General features: G+C 48.8%; 20 protein-coding genes. 10 read left to right on the top strand and 10 right to left on the bottom strand.

Annotated elements, in window-relative coordinates; genetic code table 11:
* Positions 1-163: 163 nt before the first annotated feature.
* Genes MRK00_13010 through queG form a run of 3 tightly spaced genes read right to left on the bottom strand, consistent with a single transcriptional unit; the run spans position 164 to position 3,431 of the window.
* Positions 164-1,090: a D-hexose-6-phosphate mutarotase gene (locus MRK00_13010; protein MDR4518292.1), complete on the bottom strand. Its 927-nt coding sequence runs from the start codon at positions 1,088-1,090 to the stop codon at positions 164-166.
* Positions 1,091-2,305 (bottom strand): formate-dependent phosphoribosylglycinamide formyltransferase, encoded by a 1,215-nt coding sequence (gene purT, locus MRK00_13005; protein MDR4518291.1) that lies wholly within the window; start codon positions 2,303-2,305, stop codon positions 1,091-1,093.
* 13 nt (positions 2,306-2,318) lie between these two features.
* The gene (gene queG, locus MRK00_13000; protein ID MDR4518290.1) at positions 2,319-3,431 is read right to left on the bottom strand and encodes a tRNA epoxyqueuosine(34) reductase QueG; all 1,113 of its coding nucleotides are present in this window, start codon (positions 3,429-3,431) and stop codon (positions 2,319-2,321) included.
* Between the two features lie 30 nt (positions 3,432-3,461).
* Between queG and tsaE the strand changes: the two genes are divergently transcribed.
* Both tsaE and MRK00_12990 read left to right on the top strand, forming a co-directional pair.
* A complete protein-coding gene (gene tsaE, locus MRK00_12995) occupies positions 3,462-3,914 on the top strand; it encodes a tRNA (adenosine(37)-N6)-threonylcarbamoyltransferase complex ATPase subunit type 1 TsaE (protein MDR4518289.1) in 453 nt (150 codons plus the stop codon).
* Positions 3,890-5,338: an N-acetylmuramoyl-L-alanine amidase gene (locus MRK00_12990; GenBank protein MDR4518288.1), complete on the top strand. Its 1,449-nt coding sequence runs from the start codon at positions 3,890-3,892 to the stop codon at positions 5,336-5,338. The genes tsaE and MRK00_12990 overlap by 25 nt, the downstream gene beginning before the upstream one ends.
* A gap of 79 nt (positions 5,339-5,417) precedes the next feature.
* On the opposite strand, the gene MRK00_12985 is transcribed toward MRK00_12990, so the two are convergent.
* Positions 5,418-7,094, bottom strand: a complete 1,677-nt coding sequence (locus MRK00_12985) for a DNA mismatch repair protein MutS (GenBank protein MDR4518287.1) — start codon at positions 7,092-7,094, stop codon at positions 5,418-5,420.
* A 111-nt stretch (positions 7,095-7,205) separates the two neighbouring features.
* Between MRK00_12985 and MRK00_12980 the strand changes: the two genes are divergently transcribed.
* Genes MRK00_12980 through MRK00_12965 form a run of 4 tightly spaced genes read left to right on the top strand, consistent with a single transcriptional unit; the run spans position 7,206 to position 11,434 of the window.
* The gene (locus MRK00_12980) at positions 7,206-8,369 is read left to right on the top strand and encodes an efflux RND transporter periplasmic adaptor subunit (GenBank protein MDR4518286.1); all 1,164 of its coding nucleotides are present in this window, start codon (positions 7,206-7,208) and stop codon (positions 8,367-8,369) included.
* Entirely contained in the window at positions 8,366-9,049 is a 684-nt protein-coding gene (locus MRK00_12975; protein ID MDR4518285.1) for an ABC transporter ATP-binding protein, read from the top strand. The genes MRK00_12980 and MRK00_12975 overlap by 4 nt, the downstream gene beginning before the upstream one ends.
* Positions 9,036-10,238 (top strand): ABC transporter permease, encoded by a 1,203-nt coding sequence (locus MRK00_12970; protein ID MDR4518284.1) that lies wholly within the window; start codon positions 9,036-9,038, stop codon positions 10,236-10,238. The genes MRK00_12975 and MRK00_12970 overlap by 14 nt, the downstream gene beginning before the upstream one ends.
* On the top strand, positions 10,235-11,434 hold the full coding sequence (locus MRK00_12965) for an ABC transporter permease (GenBank protein MDR4518283.1): 1,200 nt from the start codon (positions 10,235-10,237) through the stop codon (positions 11,432-11,434). The genes MRK00_12970 and MRK00_12965 overlap by 4 nt, the downstream gene beginning before the upstream one ends.
* 136 nt (positions 11,435-11,570) lie before the next feature.
* On the opposite strand, the gene MRK00_12960 is transcribed toward MRK00_12965, so the two are convergent.
* Positions 11,571-12,125 carry a hypothetical protein gene (locus tag MRK00_12960; protein ID MDR4518282.1) on the bottom strand — a complete coding sequence of 185 codons (555 nt, stop codon included), beginning with the start codon at positions 12,123-12,125 and terminating at the stop codon, positions 11,571-11,573.
* Between the two features lie 379 nt (positions 12,126-12,504).
* Here MRK00_12960 and MRK00_12955 point away from each other — a divergent pair, with 379 nt between their 5' ends.
* From MRK00_12955 to MRK00_12940, 4 genes are all read left to right on the top strand, one after another.
* Positions 12,505-14,046, top strand: a complete 1,542-nt coding sequence (locus MRK00_12955; GenBank protein MDR4518281.1) for an ABC transporter permease — start codon at positions 12,505-12,507, stop codon at positions 14,044-14,046.
* A complete protein-coding gene (locus tag MRK00_12950) occupies positions 14,043-16,115 on the top strand; it encodes an ABC transporter ATP-binding protein (protein ID MDR4518280.1) in 2,073 nt (690 codons plus the stop codon). The genes MRK00_12955 and MRK00_12950 overlap by 4 nt, the downstream gene beginning before the upstream one ends.
* Positions 16,105-17,706 (top strand): peptide chain release factor 3, encoded by a 1,602-nt coding sequence (locus MRK00_12945; GenBank protein ID MDR4518279.1) that lies wholly within the window; start codon positions 16,105-16,107, stop codon positions 17,704-17,706. The genes MRK00_12950 and MRK00_12945 overlap by 11 nt, the downstream gene beginning before the upstream one ends.
* 72 nt (positions 17,707-17,778) lie before the next feature.
* Positions 17,779-18,645 (top strand): YicC family protein, encoded by an 867-nt coding sequence (locus tag MRK00_12940; GenBank protein MDR4518278.1) that lies wholly within the window; start codon positions 17,779-17,781, stop codon positions 18,643-18,645.
* Positions 18,646-18,869: 224 nt separating this feature from the next.
* Here MRK00_12940 and MRK00_12935 read toward each other — a convergent pair whose 3' ends face one another.
* The 5 genes from MRK00_12935 to MRK00_12915 all read right to left on the bottom strand — a co-directional run bounded on the left by MRK00_12935 (position 18,870) and on the right by MRK00_12915 (position 21,749).
* Positions 18,870-19,682 (bottom strand): formylglycine-generating enzyme family protein, encoded by an 813-nt coding sequence (locus tag MRK00_12935; protein MDR4518277.1) that lies wholly within the window; start codon positions 19,680-19,682, stop codon positions 18,870-18,872.
* Positions 19,683-19,718: 36 nt separating this feature from the next.
* On the bottom strand, positions 19,719-19,994 hold the full coding sequence (locus tag MRK00_12930; GenBank protein MDR4518276.1) for a type II toxin-antitoxin system YafQ family toxin: 276 nt from the start codon (positions 19,992-19,994) through the stop codon (positions 19,719-19,721).
* Positions 19,995-19,997: 3 nt separating this feature from the next.
* A complete protein-coding gene (locus MRK00_12925) occupies positions 19,998-20,261 on the bottom strand; it encodes a type II toxin-antitoxin system RelB/DinJ family antitoxin (protein MDR4518275.1) in 264 nt (87 codons plus the stop codon).
* Positions 20,262-20,606: 345 nt separating this feature from the next.
* Complete coding sequence (locus tag MRK00_12920; GenBank protein MDR4518274.1) at positions 20,607-21,419, bottom strand: formylglycine-generating enzyme family protein; 813 nt, start codon at positions 21,417-21,419, stop codon at positions 20,607-20,609.
* A 6-nt stretch (positions 21,420-21,425) separates the two neighbouring features.
* The gene (locus tag MRK00_12915; GenBank protein MDR4518273.1) at positions 21,426-21,749 is read right to left on the bottom strand and encodes a PIN domain-containing protein; all 324 of its coding nucleotides are present in this window, start codon (positions 21,747-21,749) and stop codon (positions 21,426-21,428) included.
* Positions 21,750-21,815 lie beyond the last annotated feature (66 nt).

Genomic DNA, 21,815 nt, shown 5'->3' with positions numbered 1-21,815 from the left:
TATCATTTTCAGAGAAAGTGTGGATCACTACCAGCAAATTTTCATTGATTGCTTTCCCCAATGTAATCCGGTACTGTAGGGTGCCATTAAGCGTAGCGCAATGCACCGTAATCAGTTGAAAACCGTCATAATGGTGGATTACGTTTCACTAATCCCTACAATATCACTTCATCACCCGATAATCCGCCACCAGTCTGAATTCCTCGCCCGGTGCAATTCCGATCACATCATGAGCCGCGTTTGTGGTTTCTACACAGATAAAGCGCTGATAATCCGCATCTTCAAGATCGGCCATTTCTTTGGAGATTTTCTCCCAGGGATTCCACACCACGGCGGTTCTGTTGCCCTGCGAAAGAATCTGGATACAACGGTTAAGCGCCTTGTCGTCGATGATCAGCGTATTGCTGACATTCCGGTATATACGGTCGACCTCTGACGCAATGGTGACTTCTCCGGTCTGTGTTTTTTCTGCGCTGTTATCAACCTTGTCGATATACGGACAATCCTGCAAACCGAGCACACTGGTTTGCGTGATGTCGCCGATTTTGAAATAGGTATGGAGGCCCTGAGTGATAGTGAACAGTTCGGAACCGGTATTGCGTGTGATCAAGGCGATATTGAGCGAATCGCCGATGACAATTTCCTGCGTCAGTTCGAAGGCATGCGGCCAGATGTCCATGGTTTCAGGTGTATCCGACAACCCGAGTGTTACTTTGACGCTGTTATCTGAAATAGCCTGGGTACTGATGACGTTCCAGGGACGGTTGCGCACAAAGCCGTGTCCGGGACGCCCCTTACCTTCCGGGTCGGGACCGAACCACGGCCAGCAAATCGGCGCGCCGCCTTTGATCGCTTTACCGTCCTGGTAATAGGCTTTGTGACTCAAGAACAAGATGTCGTCTTCACCTGCGGGCTGATAAGAAAGCACTTGACCGGCATGGATAGAAATCAACGCTGTTGCTTTTGGCGTGCTTACCTGAATCATCGGCAAACCGCCGTTGCCCTCGATAAATTCAATTTTTCCTTCGATGCCGTGGTCGGCGTTGAGCTGTGCAGTATTCATAATTTTTTCCTGTTGATGTGTTTTCATTTATGATTTCAAAATGGGAATAACCTGACTCGCGGCCAGTTTAGCACGGGTACGGGCTTCATCGGTATCGCCGCCATTGGCGAGCGCCACGCCCATACGCCGGCGTTTGAATGATTCGGGTTTACCGAACAGCCGGATATCGCTTTGCGGCACGCGCAGTGCAGCCTGCACCCCTTTAAACGAAATGCCTTTCGCTTCCATACCGCCATAAATCACCGCACTGGCGCCGGGCGCACGCAGGCTGGCATCAACCGGCAAACCGAGAATAGCGCGTGCATGCAGATCGAATTCACTCTGGATCTGGCTGCACATTGTCACCATGCCGGTATCATGCGGACGCGGACTGACTTCGCTGAACCAGACATCATCGCCTTTAATGAACAATTCCACACCGAAAATCCCCAAACCACCCAGATTGTCGGTAATCCGTTTGGCAATATCACGTGCGCGTTGCAAAGCGGTGGGCGACATCACTTGCGGCTGCCAGCTTTCGACGTAATCGCCGTGCACCTGTACATGCCCGATCGGTTCGCAGAAATGCGTCACCGTCTCGCCGGCTTCATTTTTCGCCCGCACGGTCAACTGGGTAATTTCATAATCGAATTGAATCACACCTTCGACAATCACCCGCCCCTGATCAACACGTCCACCACTTGCGGCATAATTCCAGGCGGCTTCGACATCGGCGGCCGTATCCACTTTCGACTGTCCTTTGCCCGATGACGACATGACGGGTTTGACGATGCAGGGATAGCCGATGGCCCGGTCAATGGCTGTTTTGAGTTCTTCTAGGCTGTCGGCAAACACATACGGCGATGTCGGCAGTTGCAGCGTTTCCGCGGCCAAACGGCGAATACCTTCTCGGTTCATGGTCAGTTGTGCGGCGCGTGCGGTCGGAATGACGGTCGCCAGGCCATCGCGCTCGATCTGTGCGAGCATATCGGTTGCGATAGCTTCAATTTCCGGCACAATGATATGCGGTTTTTCCTGTTCGATCAGCGCGCGTAACGCCTGACCGTCAGCCATGTTGATGACATACGCGCGGTGCGCGACCTGATGCCCCGGTGCATTCGCGTAACGGTCGACAGCAATGGTTTCCACGCCCAGCCGCTGCAACGCGATAATGACTTCCTTGCCCAATTCACCACTGCCAAGTAGCATAACCTTGGTTGCACCCGGACTGAGCGGCGTACCGAGTATTAGTTCCTGACTCATATGATTTACTCTCCTAAGGTTTTTTTATCTGTTGTTGTTCCAGCGCCCATTGCACATGCTCGCGCACTATCGCGGACGGGTCGTCCAGTCGGCTTTCCAATGTCTTTACGATATCCTGCGAATACGGCGCATTACCGAGCCCCACGGCAATATTACGCAGCCATTGTTGATAACCGATGCGCCGGATCGGGCTGCCTGCGAGTTTGACATCGAATTCCTGCTGACTCCAGCGGAACAGTTCAACCAGCGTAACATCGTCAAGGCCATGACGCACATTAAAATCCGGTTCTTCGGTGACCTGTGCAAATTTGTTCCATGGGCAGACGAGCTGGCAGTCATCGCAACCATAGATGCGGTTGCCGATCAAAGGGCGCATCGGTTCCGGGATGCTGTTTTTCAATTCGATTGTCAGATAGGAAATGCAGCGGCGGGCATCCACTTTAAATGGCGCGACAATGGCCTGTGTAGGACAGACATCGATACATTTGGTGCAACTGCCGCAGAAACTTCCCCGTGTACCGATGGATTCGTCGACGGGCAACGGCATATCGGTGTAAATTTCGCCGAGAAAAAACAACGACCCGGCCTGCCGCGATAATAGCAGCGTATGTTTGCCGCGCCAGCCTAGACCAGCCTGCTGCGCCCATTCAACTTCCATGACGGGGGCGCTGTCCGAAAATACACGGTAATTAAACTGGCCTATGGCATCTTGAATTTTTTCGGAAAGCTTCTGCATACGCGAACGCAACACCTTGTGGTAGTCACGCCCGAGTGCATAACGCGATATGTATGCTTTTTCGCCATCACCGATGACCGACCAGCTGTCCGCCGCTTTGGGTGGAGAATAATTCATGCGTACAGAGATAATCCGTTTCGTTCCCGGAACGAGTTCATACGGCCGCGTTCGTTTGGTGCCATGTCTCGCCATATAATCCATTTCACCGTGATATCCTTGTTCAAGCCACTGAAACATTCCGGATTCGACGCCAGCCATATCTGCATGCGCATCGGCGATACGTACATCCTGAAAACCGAGCGCCTTGCCCCATGCCTTGATTTCAAGGGCCAGACGGGTTGTATTTATTTCCGGGTTATTACGATTATTACAGGAGGTTTTTTCTTGCACAGTACGCACGATCCAAATTCAAAATCAAGCGTGTCGTTTTATCTTGCTGATGAAACGAATACGCTCGCTCTCGGTAAAAAAATAGCTGCTGTTTTAAAACCGGGTCTGGTTATTTTTCTCAACGGAAACCTTGGCGCCGGTAAAACAACCCTGGTACGCGGTATTTTACACGGACTTGGTCATCAGCATGCTGTCAAAAGCCCGACCTATAATTTAGTTGAAATCTATAAATTTTCTAGGTTATACTTGTATCACTTTGATTTTTATCGTTTCAACGACCCTTATGAATGGGAAGAAGCAGGCTTTAGGGATTACTTTAATGCGGATACAATTTGCCTGATTGAATGGCCGGAAAAAGCGTTTGGGCTGCTGCCCGACGCAGACCTGGATATCAATTTTCAGATTCTGGAAACCGGCCGGAATCTCTCGATTAAAGCTGATACGGATGCAGGAGAGCAATGTTTACGCGATTTAAAGCATTAGCAGTACCCACAATCATGATAACTGCAGCATCGTCAACGTTTTTTCCAGTTGATCGATCTGTGTTTAGCCGCAGATTGCATTTCATTAAAATGCATATCGGGCTATTCATACTGGTACTGCTGGCTGGTTTGCTGTCGCTTAATTTTAAGCCTGCTCAGGCGGCTGAGACAGTTATTACTGCGGCACGGGTCGGTGTGGCCGATTATTATACGCGCATCACCCTGGAATCCAATCAACCTATCCAGTATGAACTGGGGATGCTGGTCAATCCCGGGCGGGTTTTTATTGACCTTGAAAATGTAACGCTCAATCAAGTCATCAAAGCCTTGCCGGAAAAGATTAACCCCGCTGATCCTTTAATCGCGCAAATTCGTTACGGGCGATTCAAACCCCATGTTGTCCGCCTGGTATTCGATCTCAAAACCGATGTTGTTCCCCGAGCCTTCACTATTAAACCCAGAGCGGACCACGGACACCTTTTGGTTCTGGATATCTACTACCCTGACAAAGCCGCCATCGCTGATAGTCATCCAGGTATCGAAGAGACTGAGCCGGAATTCAAGTTTGAGCATGATGAATTTGGCCAATTCGTCGCAACCCTGCTGAAAAAGAAACCTGCCCGCCCGGAAAATACTGGCACTAATAAACTGCCCAAGAGCTTTCATGCTGCTCAATACCACAAGCCCACACCGCCGAGAATTATTGTTGTCGCGATTGATCCGGGACACGGCGGTCATGATCCAGGTGCAGTCGCCAAAAATGGCAAAGGCACGCTGGAGAAAGATATTACGCTCGCCATATCCAGAAAACTCAAAGTCATGATTGATGAGACGCCGAACATGCGGGCGGTATTGACCCGTACCGGCGACTATTATCTGGATCTCAACCAAAGACAGGCTATAGCACGCAAACATAAAGCCGATCTGTTTGTGTCCATCCATGCCGATGGCAGTGAAAAAGTGCACCCAAGCGGCTCATCGGTGTACACGCTTTCAGAACATGGCGCGACATCGACAACCGCAAGCTGGCTCGCCAGACAGGCAAACAGCGCCGGCAGTGATCTTGTGGGTGGCGTGAACATTGCCAGCAAATCAGGTGACATGCGCGAAATTATCCTTGATTTATCGATGAGCGCCACGATTAACGACAGCGTCAAGGCTGCGGAATTCGTGCTGCAGGAAATCAGCCGGATAAATCGCCTGCATAAGAAAACCGTGGAGCAAGCCGGTTTTGTAGTGCTGAAATCTCCCGACATTCCTTCTATTCTGGTGGAAACAGCTTTTATAACCAATCCGCACGAAGAGAAGAAATTGATCGACAAGTCGTATCAGAAGAAAATGGCAAACGCGATCTTCAGCGGTATAAAAAACTATTTCGATACTAACCCTGCTCTGGCGCGCACTGATATGGCGCATGCCCACTAGGTGAAAAGGCACGTTTAATTTAAGTTTTCCATTCCCACATTTTCAGGCCAAGTCAAAACTGTCTCAAATGATGACTGCCTTACTCCGGCTTCTTGTCCCTACCCGACAAGTGTTTCTCGATATGCCGTTCAACATCTTCCTTGCTGAACCCGATTGCGCTCGCCACACGATCCGCATGGCTAATTCGTGAAATACCGTCAATCATATGATGCGTTGGGCCCTGCGGAGCAAATTCAACTTGCAGATAGCGGCCGATGCCTTCACTTTGCAGACGCTCGCACAGCTCATGGTTGTGCGTAACAAGGAGAGTACTTGCGCCAAGATGATGGAAGCCTTTGAGAATATATTCAGACAGAGTCATTTTCTCTTCAAATGTTGTTCCCTCGGACAATTCGTCAAGCACGACCAAACTGCGCGAAGTAGAATTGAAAAAGATTTCACGTGTACGTTTGAGCTCGTGACCGAAACGCCCCATGCCCGCATCAAGTTGACCCGGATCGGGCACCTGATAATAAATATGCTCAACCGGCACCAGCTGCCCCGAAGTTGCAGGAATATAGCACCCCATTTGTCCAAGCAATTGAATCTGGGCAATTGTTTTGCAATAAGCCGTTTTGCCGCCACTATTGGGCCCCGTAATGATCAACAGCCTGCCTACGGTATCGAGAGTAATGTCATTGGGAACATAGTCCGGCTTATCATGTATCAGCAATGGGTTTTTTGCGCTATCAACAAGCAATAAATGATGCGGCTCATCGAGCACCTTGGGCAATACCATTTCTTCATTCAATGACTGCCGGTAACGATGAAAGGACAATAATTCATCCAGCAATCCCACCGCTTCGACAAATTTGGCCAACTCATCACTTTCCCTGTAATACCGTCGCAAGGGATAAATGACCGAATCGCGATCGGATGCACCCATGGCCAGCAAGACAATAGGAAAAACCGGTACGGTTAAAACCAGAATGCCATAGCCGATATACGACGCGCCCAGCTCAGGCGCAACCATTTCAAAGAAAAACATGATTGCGTATACGGCAATAAAAAAAATCAAAGTCGGCAACCATTTGAATATCGTCGGCCTAAAACGCGGTAACGGCACGTACCTGGGTTTTTCCTGCCGCGTCTTGAATTTATCATTGGCCAGAAAAACCGGCCCTTTCATCAGTTGATAAACGCGCGATTGTTCGAAATCCTGTATTGTTTTGATTACAGTCTGCAAATAACTGCTCTGTATTTGCGGCAAATCCCTGGATGCCTCCACTGTATCGACAACAAACTGCGTGCCCTCTCTGTATTGATGATAACCAAACCCGCCGAATTCCAGTTTTCCGGTTCGTTCGGCCGGCACGTCAGTTGTTAATCCACCTAAAAATTCACCGTATAACAGATACTTGAGTTCATGTTCTTTTTTGGCCCTTCGCACAACAAAATTACTGAGTGCTTCGCGAACCTCCGTATTCGACTCAATCTCCCGCAGTGCATCCTGTTTGTGTTGCAAAACCATCGCATCCGAAATTGGCCGTGCCAGTGAGCGAAAAAGACACATCTGTCCCATTTGCGTCTGCGTATGATTTATCTTGGAGAATAAACGCTCAGCTTCGATAGCATCATAGGTTTTGGAATCCAGGACGGTATAGTCGGCCTCCGTCGGCCGAAAATCCTCAATACTGAGTGGATGCGCCCCGCTCGACAAAATAAGCGGGTGACGCCAAATAATTTCATCAAGTATAGTTTTACTGTCATTATTCATGTTTTTCTCGAATCGTGCGTAAGCCGAATGAATTGAATGTGTAAAATATCAGTTTTAAATTATAAAAATTATGACCAATAAGCCTTATTACAAAATATCCCGTACGTGATTATGCAACAATCCAACAAATCATTTCGCTTTATATTATTTGGCGGCATCGCCATTCTGGTTGTTGCAGCATTCTGGTATTTTACCCGCCCCGATCCGCTGGAAGTTGAATTGGCAAAAGTGGCATATGGTAATGTAGAAGCCACTGTTGTCAATACACGCGCCGGCACCATCAAAGCCTGTCAACGCGCCAACCTGGCGCCTACTCTGGGCGGTCAAATCGTAAAAATTCATGTGGATGAAGGCGATCATGTCGAGATAAATCAAATTTTAGTTGAACTCTGGAGTACCGATCTAATCGCGCAACGTGAGCTTGCTCAACGTCAACTCACCATGTCGCAGGAACGCCATCGCGAGGCCTGTATTCTTGCGCAAAATGCATGGCGTGAGTCGCAACGCACACAGCAACTGGTCGATCAGGGATTCATCAGTTCCCAACGCGCAGAAGATGCTGACGCCAATGCACGGGCGCGACAGGCGAGCTGCGACGCCGCGTTTGCGGATATTAAACGCGCAAATGCACAGATTCGGGTTACCGATGCAGGCCTGGAGCGTACTGTTATTAAGGCGCCTTTTGCAGGTGTTATTGCCAAAATAACCGGAGAAATCGGTGAGTATGCAACACCCTCGCCACCCGGCATACCCATGCCGCCGGTGATAGACCTGATTGACGACAGCTGTCTTTACGTAAGCGCACCGATGGATGAAGTCGATGCGCCTAAAATCAAACTGGGTCAACCGGCGCGTATCACACTGGACGCCATGCCGCAAAAAGTTTTTCATGGCAAGGTCAGCCGTATTGCACCGTATGTCACCGAGATTGAAAAGCAGGCGCGGACCGTCGATATTGAAGTCAATTTCACTGAACCGCCTGAAAGTATATTACTCGCAGGCTATAGCGCCGATGTGGAAGTAATACTGGATAGCCGTGAGAATGTTTTGAGAATTCCGACTCAAGCGTTGCGTCAGAACAATATGATTTACCTGCTTGGTTCCGATAATAAATTACTCGAGCAGCAACTTAAAACCGGCCTGGCGAACTGGAGTTTCACCGAGGTGGTCAGCGGTCTGAAAGACGGCGATCAGGTCTTGATCTCATTTGATCAGGATGAAATAAAACCGGGTGTTACTGTCCAACCCAGGCAAACCGATGAACCCGCATCATGATTCGATTATCCGGCATAACACGCATTTTTCATATGGGCGATCAGCGCATCAATGCGCTCGACCATGTCGATCTTAAAATACAAAACGGTGAATACGTGTCCATTATGGGACCTTCCGGCTCTGGAAAATCAACTTTGCTGAACATCATTGGTTTACTGGACAGACCTGACAGTGGTGATTATGAACTCGATGGCAAAACAGTGACCGATCTAACCGAAGCCGAACAAGCCCGGATACGCCGGGAAAAAATTGGTTTCGTATTTCAATCGTTTCACCTGGTTCCCAGGCTGACGGCCGCTGAAAACATTGAATTGCCATTAATTCTTAGCGACATCCCACCCAAAGAACGCAAAACACGTGTTAACAATGCATTGCGTGCATTTGACTTGTTTGACCGCGCCCTGCACCGCCCATCCGAATTATCCGGAGGACAGCGACAGCGTGTCGCCATAGCCCGCGCCACCATCATGAAACCCACAGCCATACTTGCGGATGAACCAACCGGCAACCTGGATCATCAAATTGGCGCAGAAGTCATATCGTTACTGGAAAATTTACATGAATCCGGAACGACTATAATCATCGTTACACATGATCGCGAACTCGGTAATCGCGCGCACCGGCAGCTTATGCTGCGCGATGGAAAAATTCTGGCTGACAAAAGACATGACGCTGACTGACACATTGCACCTTTCCTTCAAAGCAATTCTCAGCTATCGAACCCGCTCATTATTGATCGTATTCGCCATGGCTCTGGGCGTGGCCGCCGTTGTTGTACTTACGGCAATCGGTGACGGCGCACGAAACTATGTTATTAACCAGTTTTCTTCCATTGGCACCAACTTACTGGTCGTCTTGCCTGGCCGCGCGGAAACATCCGGCGCGTTTCCAGGCGCCGTTTTAGGTCAGACACCTCGCGATTTAACGCTAAAAGATGCGCAGTTATTGGGGAGGTTGCCGCAAGTTAGACGCTACGCACCATTGAATGTCGGCGAAGCTGAGCTTTCAGCGGCCAACCGGCTGCGTGAAGTGACCGTGCTTGGCAGCAATGCAGAACTGATTCCCATCCGTCACATGAAACTGGCGCAAGGCAGTTTTCTTGCACATGGATCGGCATACAGCGCTCAAATTGTGCTTGGAGCTAAATTGGCCCAGGAATTTTTTCCACTGAGTCACGCAGTTGGTCAACGCGTTCGGTTGGGAGAAAATCGTTTTTTGGTATCTGGCGTTCTTGCGCCGCAAGGCGAATCCATGGGATTCAATACTGACGAAATTGTGATAATTCCCGTAGAACAGGCGCAGTCATTATTTAATACAACCTCGCTATTTCGTATTTTGGTGGAAGCCAAGAGTCACAACCAAATCGATTCGGCAAAGAACGCCATACTGGAAACGCTTAAACACAGCCACGATGGCGAAGAAGATATTACTGTGATTACTCAGGATGCCATTCTGGCAACGTTTGACCGCATACTGCATGCGCTGACGCTGGCTGTCGCTGGCATCGCCGCTATTAGTTTAATCGTTGCGGGTATTTTGGTGATGAATGTGATGTTGGTCGCTGTAAATCAACGTACTGCCGAAATCGGTTTGCTCAAAGCAATCGGCGCACATGCTAAAGATATTCGAAGCTTATTTTTCGCAGAAACGTTATGGTTGTCTTTAGCTGGCGCAATGATCGGTTTTCTTTTAGGCCAGCTGGGTAGCCTGATATTGCGTTTAGCTTATCCACAATTACCCGCATGGGCGCCTGTCTGGGCCAGTCTGGCAGGCATCCTGGTTGCTCTGATAACCGGAATATTGGCAAGCATGTTGCCTGCAAACAAAGCAGCCCGACTGAATGCCGTTGAAGCGTTAAGTAAAAAATGAAAACGGTTGATACACTGCATTTCGCCTTCCGCTCATTAACCGCTCATCCGCTGCGTACGCTGCTATCCGCTTCCGGTATCGCTATTGGCATCGCTGCGGTTATATTGTTGACTGCGATTGGTGATGGGATTCAGAAATTTGTTTTATCTGAATTTACACAATTCGGCACTAATATTATTACGATAAAACCGGGAAAAATCACAACGCATGGCGGCTCCATTGGCGCCATTGGCAACGCACGTCTTTTGACCATCGATGACGCAATTGCTTTAAAAAATTCCCGTTATGTGCAATATACCAACGCGAGTGTAGTCGGCAATGCTGAAATACGCGCAAATGGACGTAGCAGACGCGTTACGCTTTACGGCCAAGGCCCAGACTTTTCACGTGCTTTTAACATGCAGGTTGCAATAGGCCAATTTTTACCGAATGACGATCCAAGAAGTCCGCGCGCATATGTTGTACTGGGTTCCAAAGTACATGCCGAGCTGTTTGGCCGCACAAATCCGCTCGGCGCAATTCTGCAAGCCGGCGGCTCCCGATTCCGGGTCATCGGTGTGATGGCATCAAAAGGTCATGTTCTTGGTTTTGATCTTGATGATACTGTGTTTATTCCGACAACACGCGCCCTCGAGGTATTCAATCGTGAAGGTTTAATGGAAGTGAATTTTTCCTACAAACCGAATGTACCCGTTGACGATGTTGTTGAGGATATTCGAAACATTCTGATCGCACGACACGGCCGTGAAGACTTTACAATAACTCCGCAACAACAGATGCTCAGCACGCTCTCAACCGTGTTAAATGTACTAAAATTTGCTGTAGCAGCTTTGGGTGGCATTTCACTATTGGTCGGTGCGGTCGGCATGGTTACATTAATGCATATTGCCGTTTCAGAACGAATTGCGGAAATTGGTTTATTGACCGCATTAGGCACAACCCGTGCACGGATACGCATTTTATTCCTGATCGAATCCATAGTTTTATCAACATTAGGTGGTTTGGCAGGATTGATTGCAGGTTCAGGTATTGCCTGGTTATTAAAGACTTTTGTTGCCAATTTACCGGTCAATATCCCATGGGATTATGTTCTGGGCGCATTGATTGTGTCCATTATAATTGGGCTTGCCGCCGGTGTCATGCCCGCCATGCGCGCCGCCAAGCTTAATCCGGTTGACGCTTTGAGAACTGAATAAAATCAAACCGTATAAAAAAACTGAGCAACTTCCATTCAGATATTTTCCTAAATGGAAGCTGCTCAGTTTCAGCAACAAAAATTAAATCAGTTTAAGATCAATTTTGGCAAATACCTCGTCGATCTAAAAAACATGATTATCTGTCATTATCGCCATCATCGTGTCCATGACGCTCGTGGTGGTGACCTGAAACTGTTTCATTTTTGAAAGCACCATGCGCTTTCCAGTTTTGAGATCCACCATTTTGAGTGAACACTGCGCTGATAATATCTTCGCCAATCAAAATACAAGGAATATTTAATGTGTCGCCATCCAGATAAGCATAGCAGTCATCAACCACAACTTCTTCAACTGGATCCACGACCACTTCCGGGAAACACGCAGTAACATCGACAACTGCAAAATCAGCCATTGTTTCTTCCGGAACCGCAGGGTCAATTGGCGGATGGATTGTTACCACTGCGACATAGCCTGCGCTATCTTCCTGGACAACAACGTCAGTTGCAGAAGACAAATCGACAAGACTTTCTGGTGTACATACCTCAACACCGTTCAAATCCTTCACAACCAACCCACCATCAGCAATAAAGACCACTCCATTTTTAACTACCAGGTTTTCAGCAAAAGATGCCTGCGCACCAAATAACACCAAAGACAATGTAAAAACAACTGACAAAACAAGCTTCTTCATTAATACTCTCCTAAATTAAGTTATAGCGAATGAACATCTTTATGAGAAATTACACTCAAAATTTCACGTACAGGACATAAAAGATAAAAAAGAATTTTTTTTTATATTTCAATTTAAAATCCATAAATTTAGAATCTATTACGCCTCACAGACTACCTACGACTGAAGCAAATAGAACTTTAGGATAAAATAGGCCACTACATGTGTAATCCTCACTATGAGACACATAGGGCTATAACTACTGCGACATTATAAAAAACACAACATAATTCAAGAACCACAGATACAATGATGATATAAGCATGAACCGCGCTTATTTACCGACTTACTTACCAACTTATTTACCAACTGCTGATTCTGCTTTGCATTAAAAACTGATATGCCGTTTAAACCTGTTATTTTATGGACTGACGCACTGGTATTTTTGTTGGTTTTTATCATTTGCATGATGATTTGGTATGTGCGCAACAATCCTCATTTATTGACGCCCTGGCAAAGAGTGGGTCATAGTGCGAGTGGCATGTCTGCTTTTACTGTATTGCTTGTGTTTATTATCATCGGTCTTTTGGATACGCTGCATTTCAGGCCTGCGCTGGATCACAAGAATCTACAGGGCGAGACAGTGTACAGTGTTGAAGTTTTGAGCGTACTGGATGTACTGGTCACGCCCCTGAGAACAAATGTTGAAAAAACCTATTCCGCGCCTTTGGCAACACATCTCTATGCCAAAGAAACCATAGAGATGCCGGATGGCAGTCAGGTACGCACTTTTTCAAGACTGGAATATGGTGGCTCTCACCTGCAAAACCCTGAAACCGAACATATCCCGGATATAGTCTGGCGGATCACCATCGGTATCGGTCTTGGAATATTCGTATGGTGCCTATTGCATGCTGCGCTCTGCCTTCTAATGGCGCACCGTTCCAATAGTCGTTTTAAACAGTGTATCGAGGCCGTTTGGCAGCGAAGTATTGAAATTCCCTGGTACGCCATATTGATTACTCTGGCAATACTTTCAATACTGATCGGCGTCATATCCATGCTTGCAGTTCATTATCATGTGTTAGGTACGGATAAAGTCGGACAGGATGTACTCTATCAGTCGCTCAAAAGCATACGTATAGCGCTTGTCATCGGCACATTGACTACACTCATTATGTTACCGTTTGCATTGTTGCTGGGCATAACAGCGGGATATTTCCGGGGCTGGATTGACGATGTTATTCAGTATATCTATACCACATTGAATTCAATCCCCAGCGTTTTGCTCATTGCCGCAACCGTGCTCATGATGCAGGTATACATTGAAACGCATCCGGAGCTTTTCGAAACAATCGCGGCGCGCGCAGACATCCGTTTGTTATTTTTGTGCGTCATTCTCGGTATTACCAGCTGGACCAGTCTTTGCCGATTGTTACGTGGCGAAACGCTTAAGTTAAGGGAAATGGAATATATTCAGGCCGCACATGCATTTGGCGTTTCACACTGGCGCATAATCACCCGCCATATCCTGCCCAATGTCATGTATATTGTTCTCATCGCAACGGTAATGGATTTCAGCGGCCTGGTACTCGCCGAGGCAGTGTTGTCTTATGTCGGTGTGGGTGTCGATCCTTCAATGATCAGTTTTGGCACCATGATCAACGCCGCCCGGCTGGAAATGGCGCGGGAACCCATGGTGTGGTGGGCATTATTGTCAGCCTTTGCCTTTATGCTCACTTTGGTTTTGAGTGCAAATTTGTTTGCCGACGCCGTTCAGAAGGCACTGGATCCTCGTATCAGAACCAACACGCCAGGAAGTAACAGTTCAAAGACACCCAACAAACAAGAAAGCACGGCGGCCAACAGTCCGGCCACCACAAGGCCATCCATAACCGCGGTTTCCAATACTTCAGTAAACAAACCGACTCAACCGTCATGACTACTTTACTGGAGATCGATAATCTAAAAACAATTTTGCACACCGGCAATAATCCGGTGCGCGCAGTCGATGGGCTCTCACTCAAAATAAACAAAGGCGAAACCTATGCTTTATTGGGGGAATCAGGTTGCGGTAAGTCCATGACAGCGTTGTCGATCATGCGATTATTGCCGGATTCAGGAGAAATCCTATCAGGCTCGATCAAACTGAGCGGCGATGACATACTCCAATTGCCCGAGACTGGCATGCGCCGGATTCGTGGCAAACAGATCAGCATGATTTTCCAGGAACCCATGTTAAGTCTGAATCCGGTCATGACAATCGCCGAGCAGATTGATGAGGTACTGAAACAACACTTTAAAATGGACAACAAATCGGCGCAGAACCGTATCCTGGAACTTCTGTGCCAAGTTGGCATACCGGATGCACAGCGGCGTATGCATGAATATTCATTTCAGTTCTCAGGCGGCATGAAGCAACGTGCAATGATCGCCATGGCGCTTGCGGGGCAACCCGAATTATTGATTGCGGATGAACCAACGACAGCACTCGATGTTACTATACAGGCACAGGTACTGGATCTGATGCGTGAAATCCAGCAAAAAAATCATATGGCGATTCTGCTGATTACCCATGATCTCGGCGTTGTCAGTGAAATGGCGCAACAGGTCGCAGTCATGTACGCTGGAGAAATTATCGAACATACCTCACGTGAACATTTTTTTGCGCAACCTGCGCATCCTTATTCGCAACAACTGTTTGCGTCGCTTCCCGATAAACAAAAACGTCACCAGGAACTGGCCGTGATCAGTGGCACAGTACCCCCGCTATCGCGTCAATTTACGGGTTGCCGCTTTGCAGACCGCTGCAATTACGCTATCGAACGTTGTCATCATACGATACCGCAGTGGCACGAAATTGCAGACAATCATCGGGTCCGTTGTCATCTTTACGACACATCTGCCGAATTCGTTGAAAACAGTTCATTACCCGAAATAACACCCAAGCCAACTGCCGCAGCGCCACAAAGTCAGGCCAATGATACCTTATTACAGGTCGATCATTTGAAAGTCCATTTTCCTATTCGAAAAGGATTTCTCAAACGCGTAGTCGGGCATGTTATGGCTGTTGACGGCGTATCCTTAAAAATAACTGCCGGAAAAACGCTAGCGCTGGTCGGCGAATCGGGTTGCGGTAAAACCACAGTCGGCAAGAGTATTCTGCAATTAATCACCCCAACTGCCGGCAGCGTGCGCTATAACGGTTATGAACTGGTGAATATGCAGCGGCAGCAATTACGCCAGATACGGGCGCAACTTCAATTTGTTTTTCAGGACCCCTATTCCTCCTTGAATCCGAGGATGCGCATCATTGACATTATCCTGGAAGGCATGAATGCACTCAATGTTGAACTCCCGTCAACCACCAAACAGTCGACACAATCCAATGCGTCCATACAGGAAAAAGCGGTCGACACCCTGTTGGAACAGGTTGGTTTACCTGGTGAGACCAAATGGCGTTATCCCCACGAGTTTTCCGGCGGACAGCGGCAGAGAATTGCAATTGCCCGTGCCTTGGCGGTTAATCCCAAGCTATTGATTTGCGACGAGCCGACAAGCGCTCTGGACATATCCGTTCAGGCCCAGATACTCAATCTTCTGAAATCGCTGCAGAACAACCTTGGACTGGCCTATTTATTCATTACGCATAACATCTCGGTTGTTGAGTATCTGGCCGATGAAATTGCCGTCATGTATCTAGGCCGGATAGTCGAATACGGACATATCGAAGAGGTCATTGAAAACCCGAAGCACCCTTATACGGAAGCGTTATTATCCGCCGTACCGAGAATCGATAAGGAATCCGCTGATAAAGTAATGATACAGCTAAAAGGTGATTTACCATCGCCGGCTGCGCCACCGGCCGGTTGCCACTTTCATCCGCGCTGCCCCCATGCCATGCCGGTCTGTCGTCAGACATATCCTGAACTCAGCGCTATCAGTCCGACTCATATAACTCATTGTCACCTTTACTCACAGGAGAAACATTCATCCCATCATGAGCATTAAACATGAAGTCGCGCGCCGCCGCACATTTGCAATTATTTCGCACCCCGATGCCGGCAAAACGACACTGACAGAAAAATTGCTGATGTATGCCGGCGCGATACATATCGCTGGCAGTGTCAAGGCACGCAAGGCTAGCCGGCATGCCACATCCGACTGGATGGAAATTGAAAAGCAGCGCGGAATTTCCGTAGCCAGTTCAGTCATGCAAATGGAGTATCGGGATTGTGTCATCAATCTGCTTGACACACCCGGACACCAGGATTTCTCTGAAGATACCTATCGTGTTCTGACTGCTGTTGACGCAGCGCTCATGGTTATTGACGCCGCAAATGGCGTTGAAGCGCAGACATTGCGCTTATTGGATGTCTGTCGTGCACGCAACACGCCCATACTCACTTTTGTCAACAAAATGGATCGCGAAGTACAGCCTCCACTCGACCTGATAGATGAAATTGAACGCACGCTTGGCATGGACGCCATACCATTCACTTGGCCAATCGGAATGGGCCGTCAGTTTCAAGGCGTTTTTGATCTGCGCAAAAAAGGAATCCGTGTATTTAAACCTGGCGCCGACCGCGCCAATAACGATGATGAATTTATTACCGCACTTGACGACCCTGCTGTACAGAAACGCTTCGGCTCAAGCCTGAACGATGCGCAAGAAGAAATCGAGCTCATAGAAGGCGCCACACCGGATTTTAATCAGGATGAATTTCTGGCCGGCCATCAAACGCCTGTGTTTTTCGGTTCGGCCATCAATAATTTTGGCGTACGCGAAGTTCTGGATGCTCTGGTTGACCTGGCGCCCCACCCCGAGCCCCGCAAGGCAATGCAGCGGGAAGTCTTACCCGACGAACAGAAATTCAGTGGCGTAGTCTTTAAAATTCAGGCCAATATGAATCCGGCGCATCGGGACCGAATTGCATTTTTACGCGTGTGCTCAGGTCAGTTCAAACGCGGCATGAATTTAAAAGTTGCGCGCAGCGGCAAGGACATCCGTACCAGCACCGTGGTATCGTTCCTATCGCAGCGCAGGGATATTCTGGAAGAAGCCTTCCCGGGCGATATTATCGGCATCCCCAATCATGGCACCTTGCAACTCGGCGACACATTGACAGAAGGCGAATCATTGCAATTCACCGGCCTGCCATTTTTCGCCCCGGAAATCTTCCGCACCGTTGAAATTGCCGATCCGCTGCGCAGCAAACAATTGAAACTGGGACTCACTCAACTCGGCGAGGAAGGTGCGATACAGGTTTTCCGTCCGCATATTGGCAATACATTGTTATTGGGCGCGGTCGGCATTCTCCAGTTTGAAGTCGTCACCCACCGCCTTCAAAACGAGTATGCGGTTGCTGCACGAATTGCCCCGGCCAAATATCAACTGGCGCGCTGGGTAACGGCGGATGACGCCCGCGAACTGCAACGTTTCATTGAGGCCAATGCACACCGCATCGCCTACGACGCCGTTGATGCACCGACTTTTCTGGCTTCATATGGCGCCGAAATCAGTGTTGCGGAAGAAAACTGGCCGTCAATCCGGTTTCATAAAATGCGCGAACATGCCGGCCTGATCTTTCAAACGCAGTAAAAACAGCTTGCTGAAACCATCGACAAAAATACAACTAACAAACATTATCGCTAACAGGAGCCACTCACCGTAATGATCCACAGTATGACCGGCTATGCCACCCGAACGCAGACAACACCGCACGGCACGCTGAATCTTGAACTGCGCGCCGTCAACAACCGTTATCTGGACATTCAGTTGCGCCTGCCCGATGATTTCCGCCCGCTGGAACCGGTCATCCGTGAACAGATCACGCAACAACTTAATCGCGGAAAAATCGAATGTCGGCTCAGCTTCACACCGCTTGCAAGTACGGATAATCCGCAGCAACTGAATACCGCGCTACTGCAAAAACTTCAGGATCTTGACCGATCCGTCAAATCGATTCTGTCCGAAGCACAAAGCCTGTCCGTTGCCGACATACTCAACTGGCCCGGCATACTCGGCAGCAGCAACGCACCCATCGCCGGTTTGCATGAAACTATCATGACGCTTTTACAGCAAACGCTGCAAGAATTCCAGTCGGCACGCGCGCGTGAAGGTGAAAAATTAAAAACAGTCTTGCTGGAACGTGCCGCGCAAATGCGTCAACAACTCAGCATCACATCGCCACGCATACCCAACCTGATTGCCGCGTTTGAAGAAAAACTGAGAACACGCTTGCAGGAAGCGCTCGACAATTTCGATGACGACCGCATCCGTCAGGAAATCACATTCTTTGCGGCAAAAATCGACATCGACGAAGAGTTATCCCGTCTGAACACCCATCTGGATGAAGTCGAACGCATCCTGAACACAGGCGGCGCAGTCGGCAAACGGCTTGATTTCCTCATGCAGGAACTCAACCGTGAAGCCAATACCGTCGGCTCCAAATCCGCAGATATCGAAATTTCCAAAATAGCGATGGCGATGAAAGTTTTGATCGAGCAAATGCGCGAGCAGGTACAAAATATCGAATAATGCGCACACTGCTGCGTGTTGTAGAGTGCCAATAAGCGAAGCGCATTGCACCGTGTACCCATTGCCATCGATGCAATGCCCGTTGATCAATGCCCGCTGGTTATTGCACCCTACACAACTTTCCTCCACCACGCAGTCCATCCCCCGCCTGAGCCTTCGCGCGCTCCGTCGCGCTGCGGTCAACCGGCTGCTGGCCTGCCCGGACTGACCTGACCGGCTTGAGCTCAGTGACCTCGGGCAAGACGAAAGCCGCGGTTGTCGTAGCGAAAAGACGGATCATCGCGAAGACGGTCGGCAGAACGGCAGTACCTGCCGTAGTTGAACCACGAGCCGCCGCGCAACACGCGCCAGCCTCCGGTATCCGAACCTCGTGGATCGGTTACCGGCCCTGACGGGTAATCGCCATACCTGTCCTGACACCATTCCCATACATTACCATGCATCTGATACAGCCCCCAGTCATTACATGGCAGCGCTTTGACTTCGACAGTTTGCTCTCGGTATTCGCTAGAATTACCTTTATTATAAGGAACAGTTCCATCAAAATTAACCAGAGTAGAATCGATTTGCTCACCCCAGCTAAATGGTGTTGTTGTTCCTGCCCTGCAACCGTATTCCCATTGCGCTTCGGTCGGCAGACAGAGTTTCAATTCCGCTTTCAAGCCATTCATTTTATCGATAAAGACATACGCATCCGTCCAACTGATAGTTTCAGCGGGCAGTTCCTCACCTTTAAACCGACTTGGATTTTCACCCATGACCGCTTGCCATAACGCTTGTGTCACTGGTGTATCGGCAATCCAGAATCCCTTGGTCAATGTCACTTCATGTTGAGTTTCATCCAAACCAAACGATTCCCGCTCGGACTCATTCTCCGGCGATCCCATCAAAAACGTCCCCGGCTCGCACCAGCGGAATGCCTGCCGCACACCTTTATAGGTGAACGCCATCCACAACCCGAATTCATCCTCACCCCAGTCGGACGCCCAGGCCTCGGGGAATTCTTCGGGAAAAACGGTGTGTTTGCGGATAAACATGGTAATGGATTATTTGTGACAATGCGCACCGTTCATTTAGCGGAACAATTCAGCATGACTGCCGGTGCGTACCAAGATAATGGATTTCCTGTTTTCGTCAATACGATAAATCAACAGCCAATCAGGTTCGATATGGCATTCCCTGTATCCCGCATAATTTCCGATCAGGCTGTGATCTTTGTTTTTTGTCGGCAAAGACGAACGGGATGCAATAAGATTGATGAGTATCTCCAGCTTGTCGATATTTTTGTTCTGGCGGTGGACACGTTTCAGGTCGCGCTTGAAACGACGGGTTGGAGCTACGGAAAACAAAGCTTATACGCCCAGTTTTTTACGCAAATCCTTAAAAGAATCAAATTTTTCCAGATCATTCGACTGTTCAGCTTCTTCCATAGCATCCAGCGTATCCTGGTTCGGGATCACAATCTCAAATGGAATACCGCCACGCATTTTGACCTGAGCGTAAAACATACGGATGGCTTCACCCGAAGTAATGCCCAGTTGGCTAAATATGGTTTCCGCGGCCTGTTTGAGTTCAGGTTCAATTCTGACCTGTACGCGGTCGTTTTTATGACTCATTTTGATCTATTTTAAAAGCAAAGCACAAATGTACTCCATAGCAAGTACACAATCAACATTAAGAAACTAAAATAATGCTGTAATGCACGATCACTTGAATACACAATTAAATCGAAACCGTTACAAGCGCCTGTTGACTTCCCTAAATTCCAGTTGTGTAGGGTGCCAATAAGCGAAGCGCATTGCACCGTGTACCATTGCCATCGGTGCAATGCCCGTTGGTTATTGCACCCTACCCAACATTCCCCGACACGCAGTCCATCCCCCGCCTGAGCCTTCGCGCACTCCGTCGCGCTGCGGTCAACCGGCTGCTGGCCTGCCCTGACTGACCTGACTGGCTTGAGCTCAATGACCTCGGGCAAGACGAAAGCCGCCGTTGTCGTAGCGAAGAGACGGATCATCGAGATCACGGTCGGCAGAACGGCAGCGCCCGCCGTAGCCGATCCACGAGCCGCCGCGCAACACGCGCAGGACCCCGGTATTCGAACCTCGTGGATCGGTTACCGGACCTGACGGGTAATCGCTATACCTGTCCTGACACCATTCCCATACATTACCATGCATCTGATACAGCCCCCAGTCATTACATGGCAATGCTTTCACGTCGACAGTGTGTCCCCGGTATTCGCTTTTGCTACCATCGTTATAGGGATTGTCTCCATCAAAATTAACCAATGTCGAATCGATTTGATCACCCCAGCTAAATGGCGTCGTCGTTCCGGCACGGCAGGCATATTCCCATTGTGCCTCGGTCGGCAGGCACAATTTCAATTCCGCTTTCAGGCTGTTCATTGTGTCAATAAATTTCGTTGCGTCTTCCCAACTGATATTTTCTACCGGTCGCTCTTCACCTTTAAATTCACTGGGATTATCACCCATGACCACTTGCCATAACGCCTGCGTCACCGGCGTATCTGCGATCCAGAATCCCTTGGTCAGTGTCACTTCATGTTGCAATTCATCATCATCTCGCTCAGGTTCATCCTCCGGCGATCCCATCAAAAACGTCCCCGGCTCGCACCAACGGAATGCCTGCCGCACGCCTTTATAGGTGAACGCCATCCATAGCCCGTATTCATCCTCACCCCAGCCGGATGCCCAGGCTTCAGGGAATTCTTCGGGAAATACGGTGTGTTTGCGGATGTTGATCGTGGGCATGAATCATTAGTACCAATCTTCGATTTTCAAGGTTTCGATTCGGGAAAATTCGCGCGTATTGTTGGTCACTAATATTGCGTTATGCTGCAACGCGATCGCGGCGATGAGGATATCGTAGAGGCCTATGAGTTGACCCGTTCGTTCCAGTTTAAACCGGATAGCTGCAGCCGTTTTGGCTTCATACGATGAAAATGGCAGTAATGTGACCAAAGCGCTCAATGCATTTAATTGCTCAATGCGCTTTTCTGGCGATGTCGATTTCAGAATGCCATATTCGAGTTCGAACAGCACAATCGCCGGAATGGCAATCTCTCTTGGCGATTTTGCCATCAGGTTTTGCGATACGCGTCCCATTCCCTTGAAAAAGCAGATCAGCGTATTAGTGTCGAGTACCTA

Origin of the sequence: Nitrosomonas sp. (assembly GCA_031316255.1) — a bacterium.
GTDB lineage: Bacteria > Pseudomonadota > Gammaproteobacteria > Burkholderiales > Nitrosomonadaceae > Nitrosomonas.
Note: the sequence above shows the minus strand (reverse complement) of the source record. Positions and strands in the feature narration are given on the sequence as shown.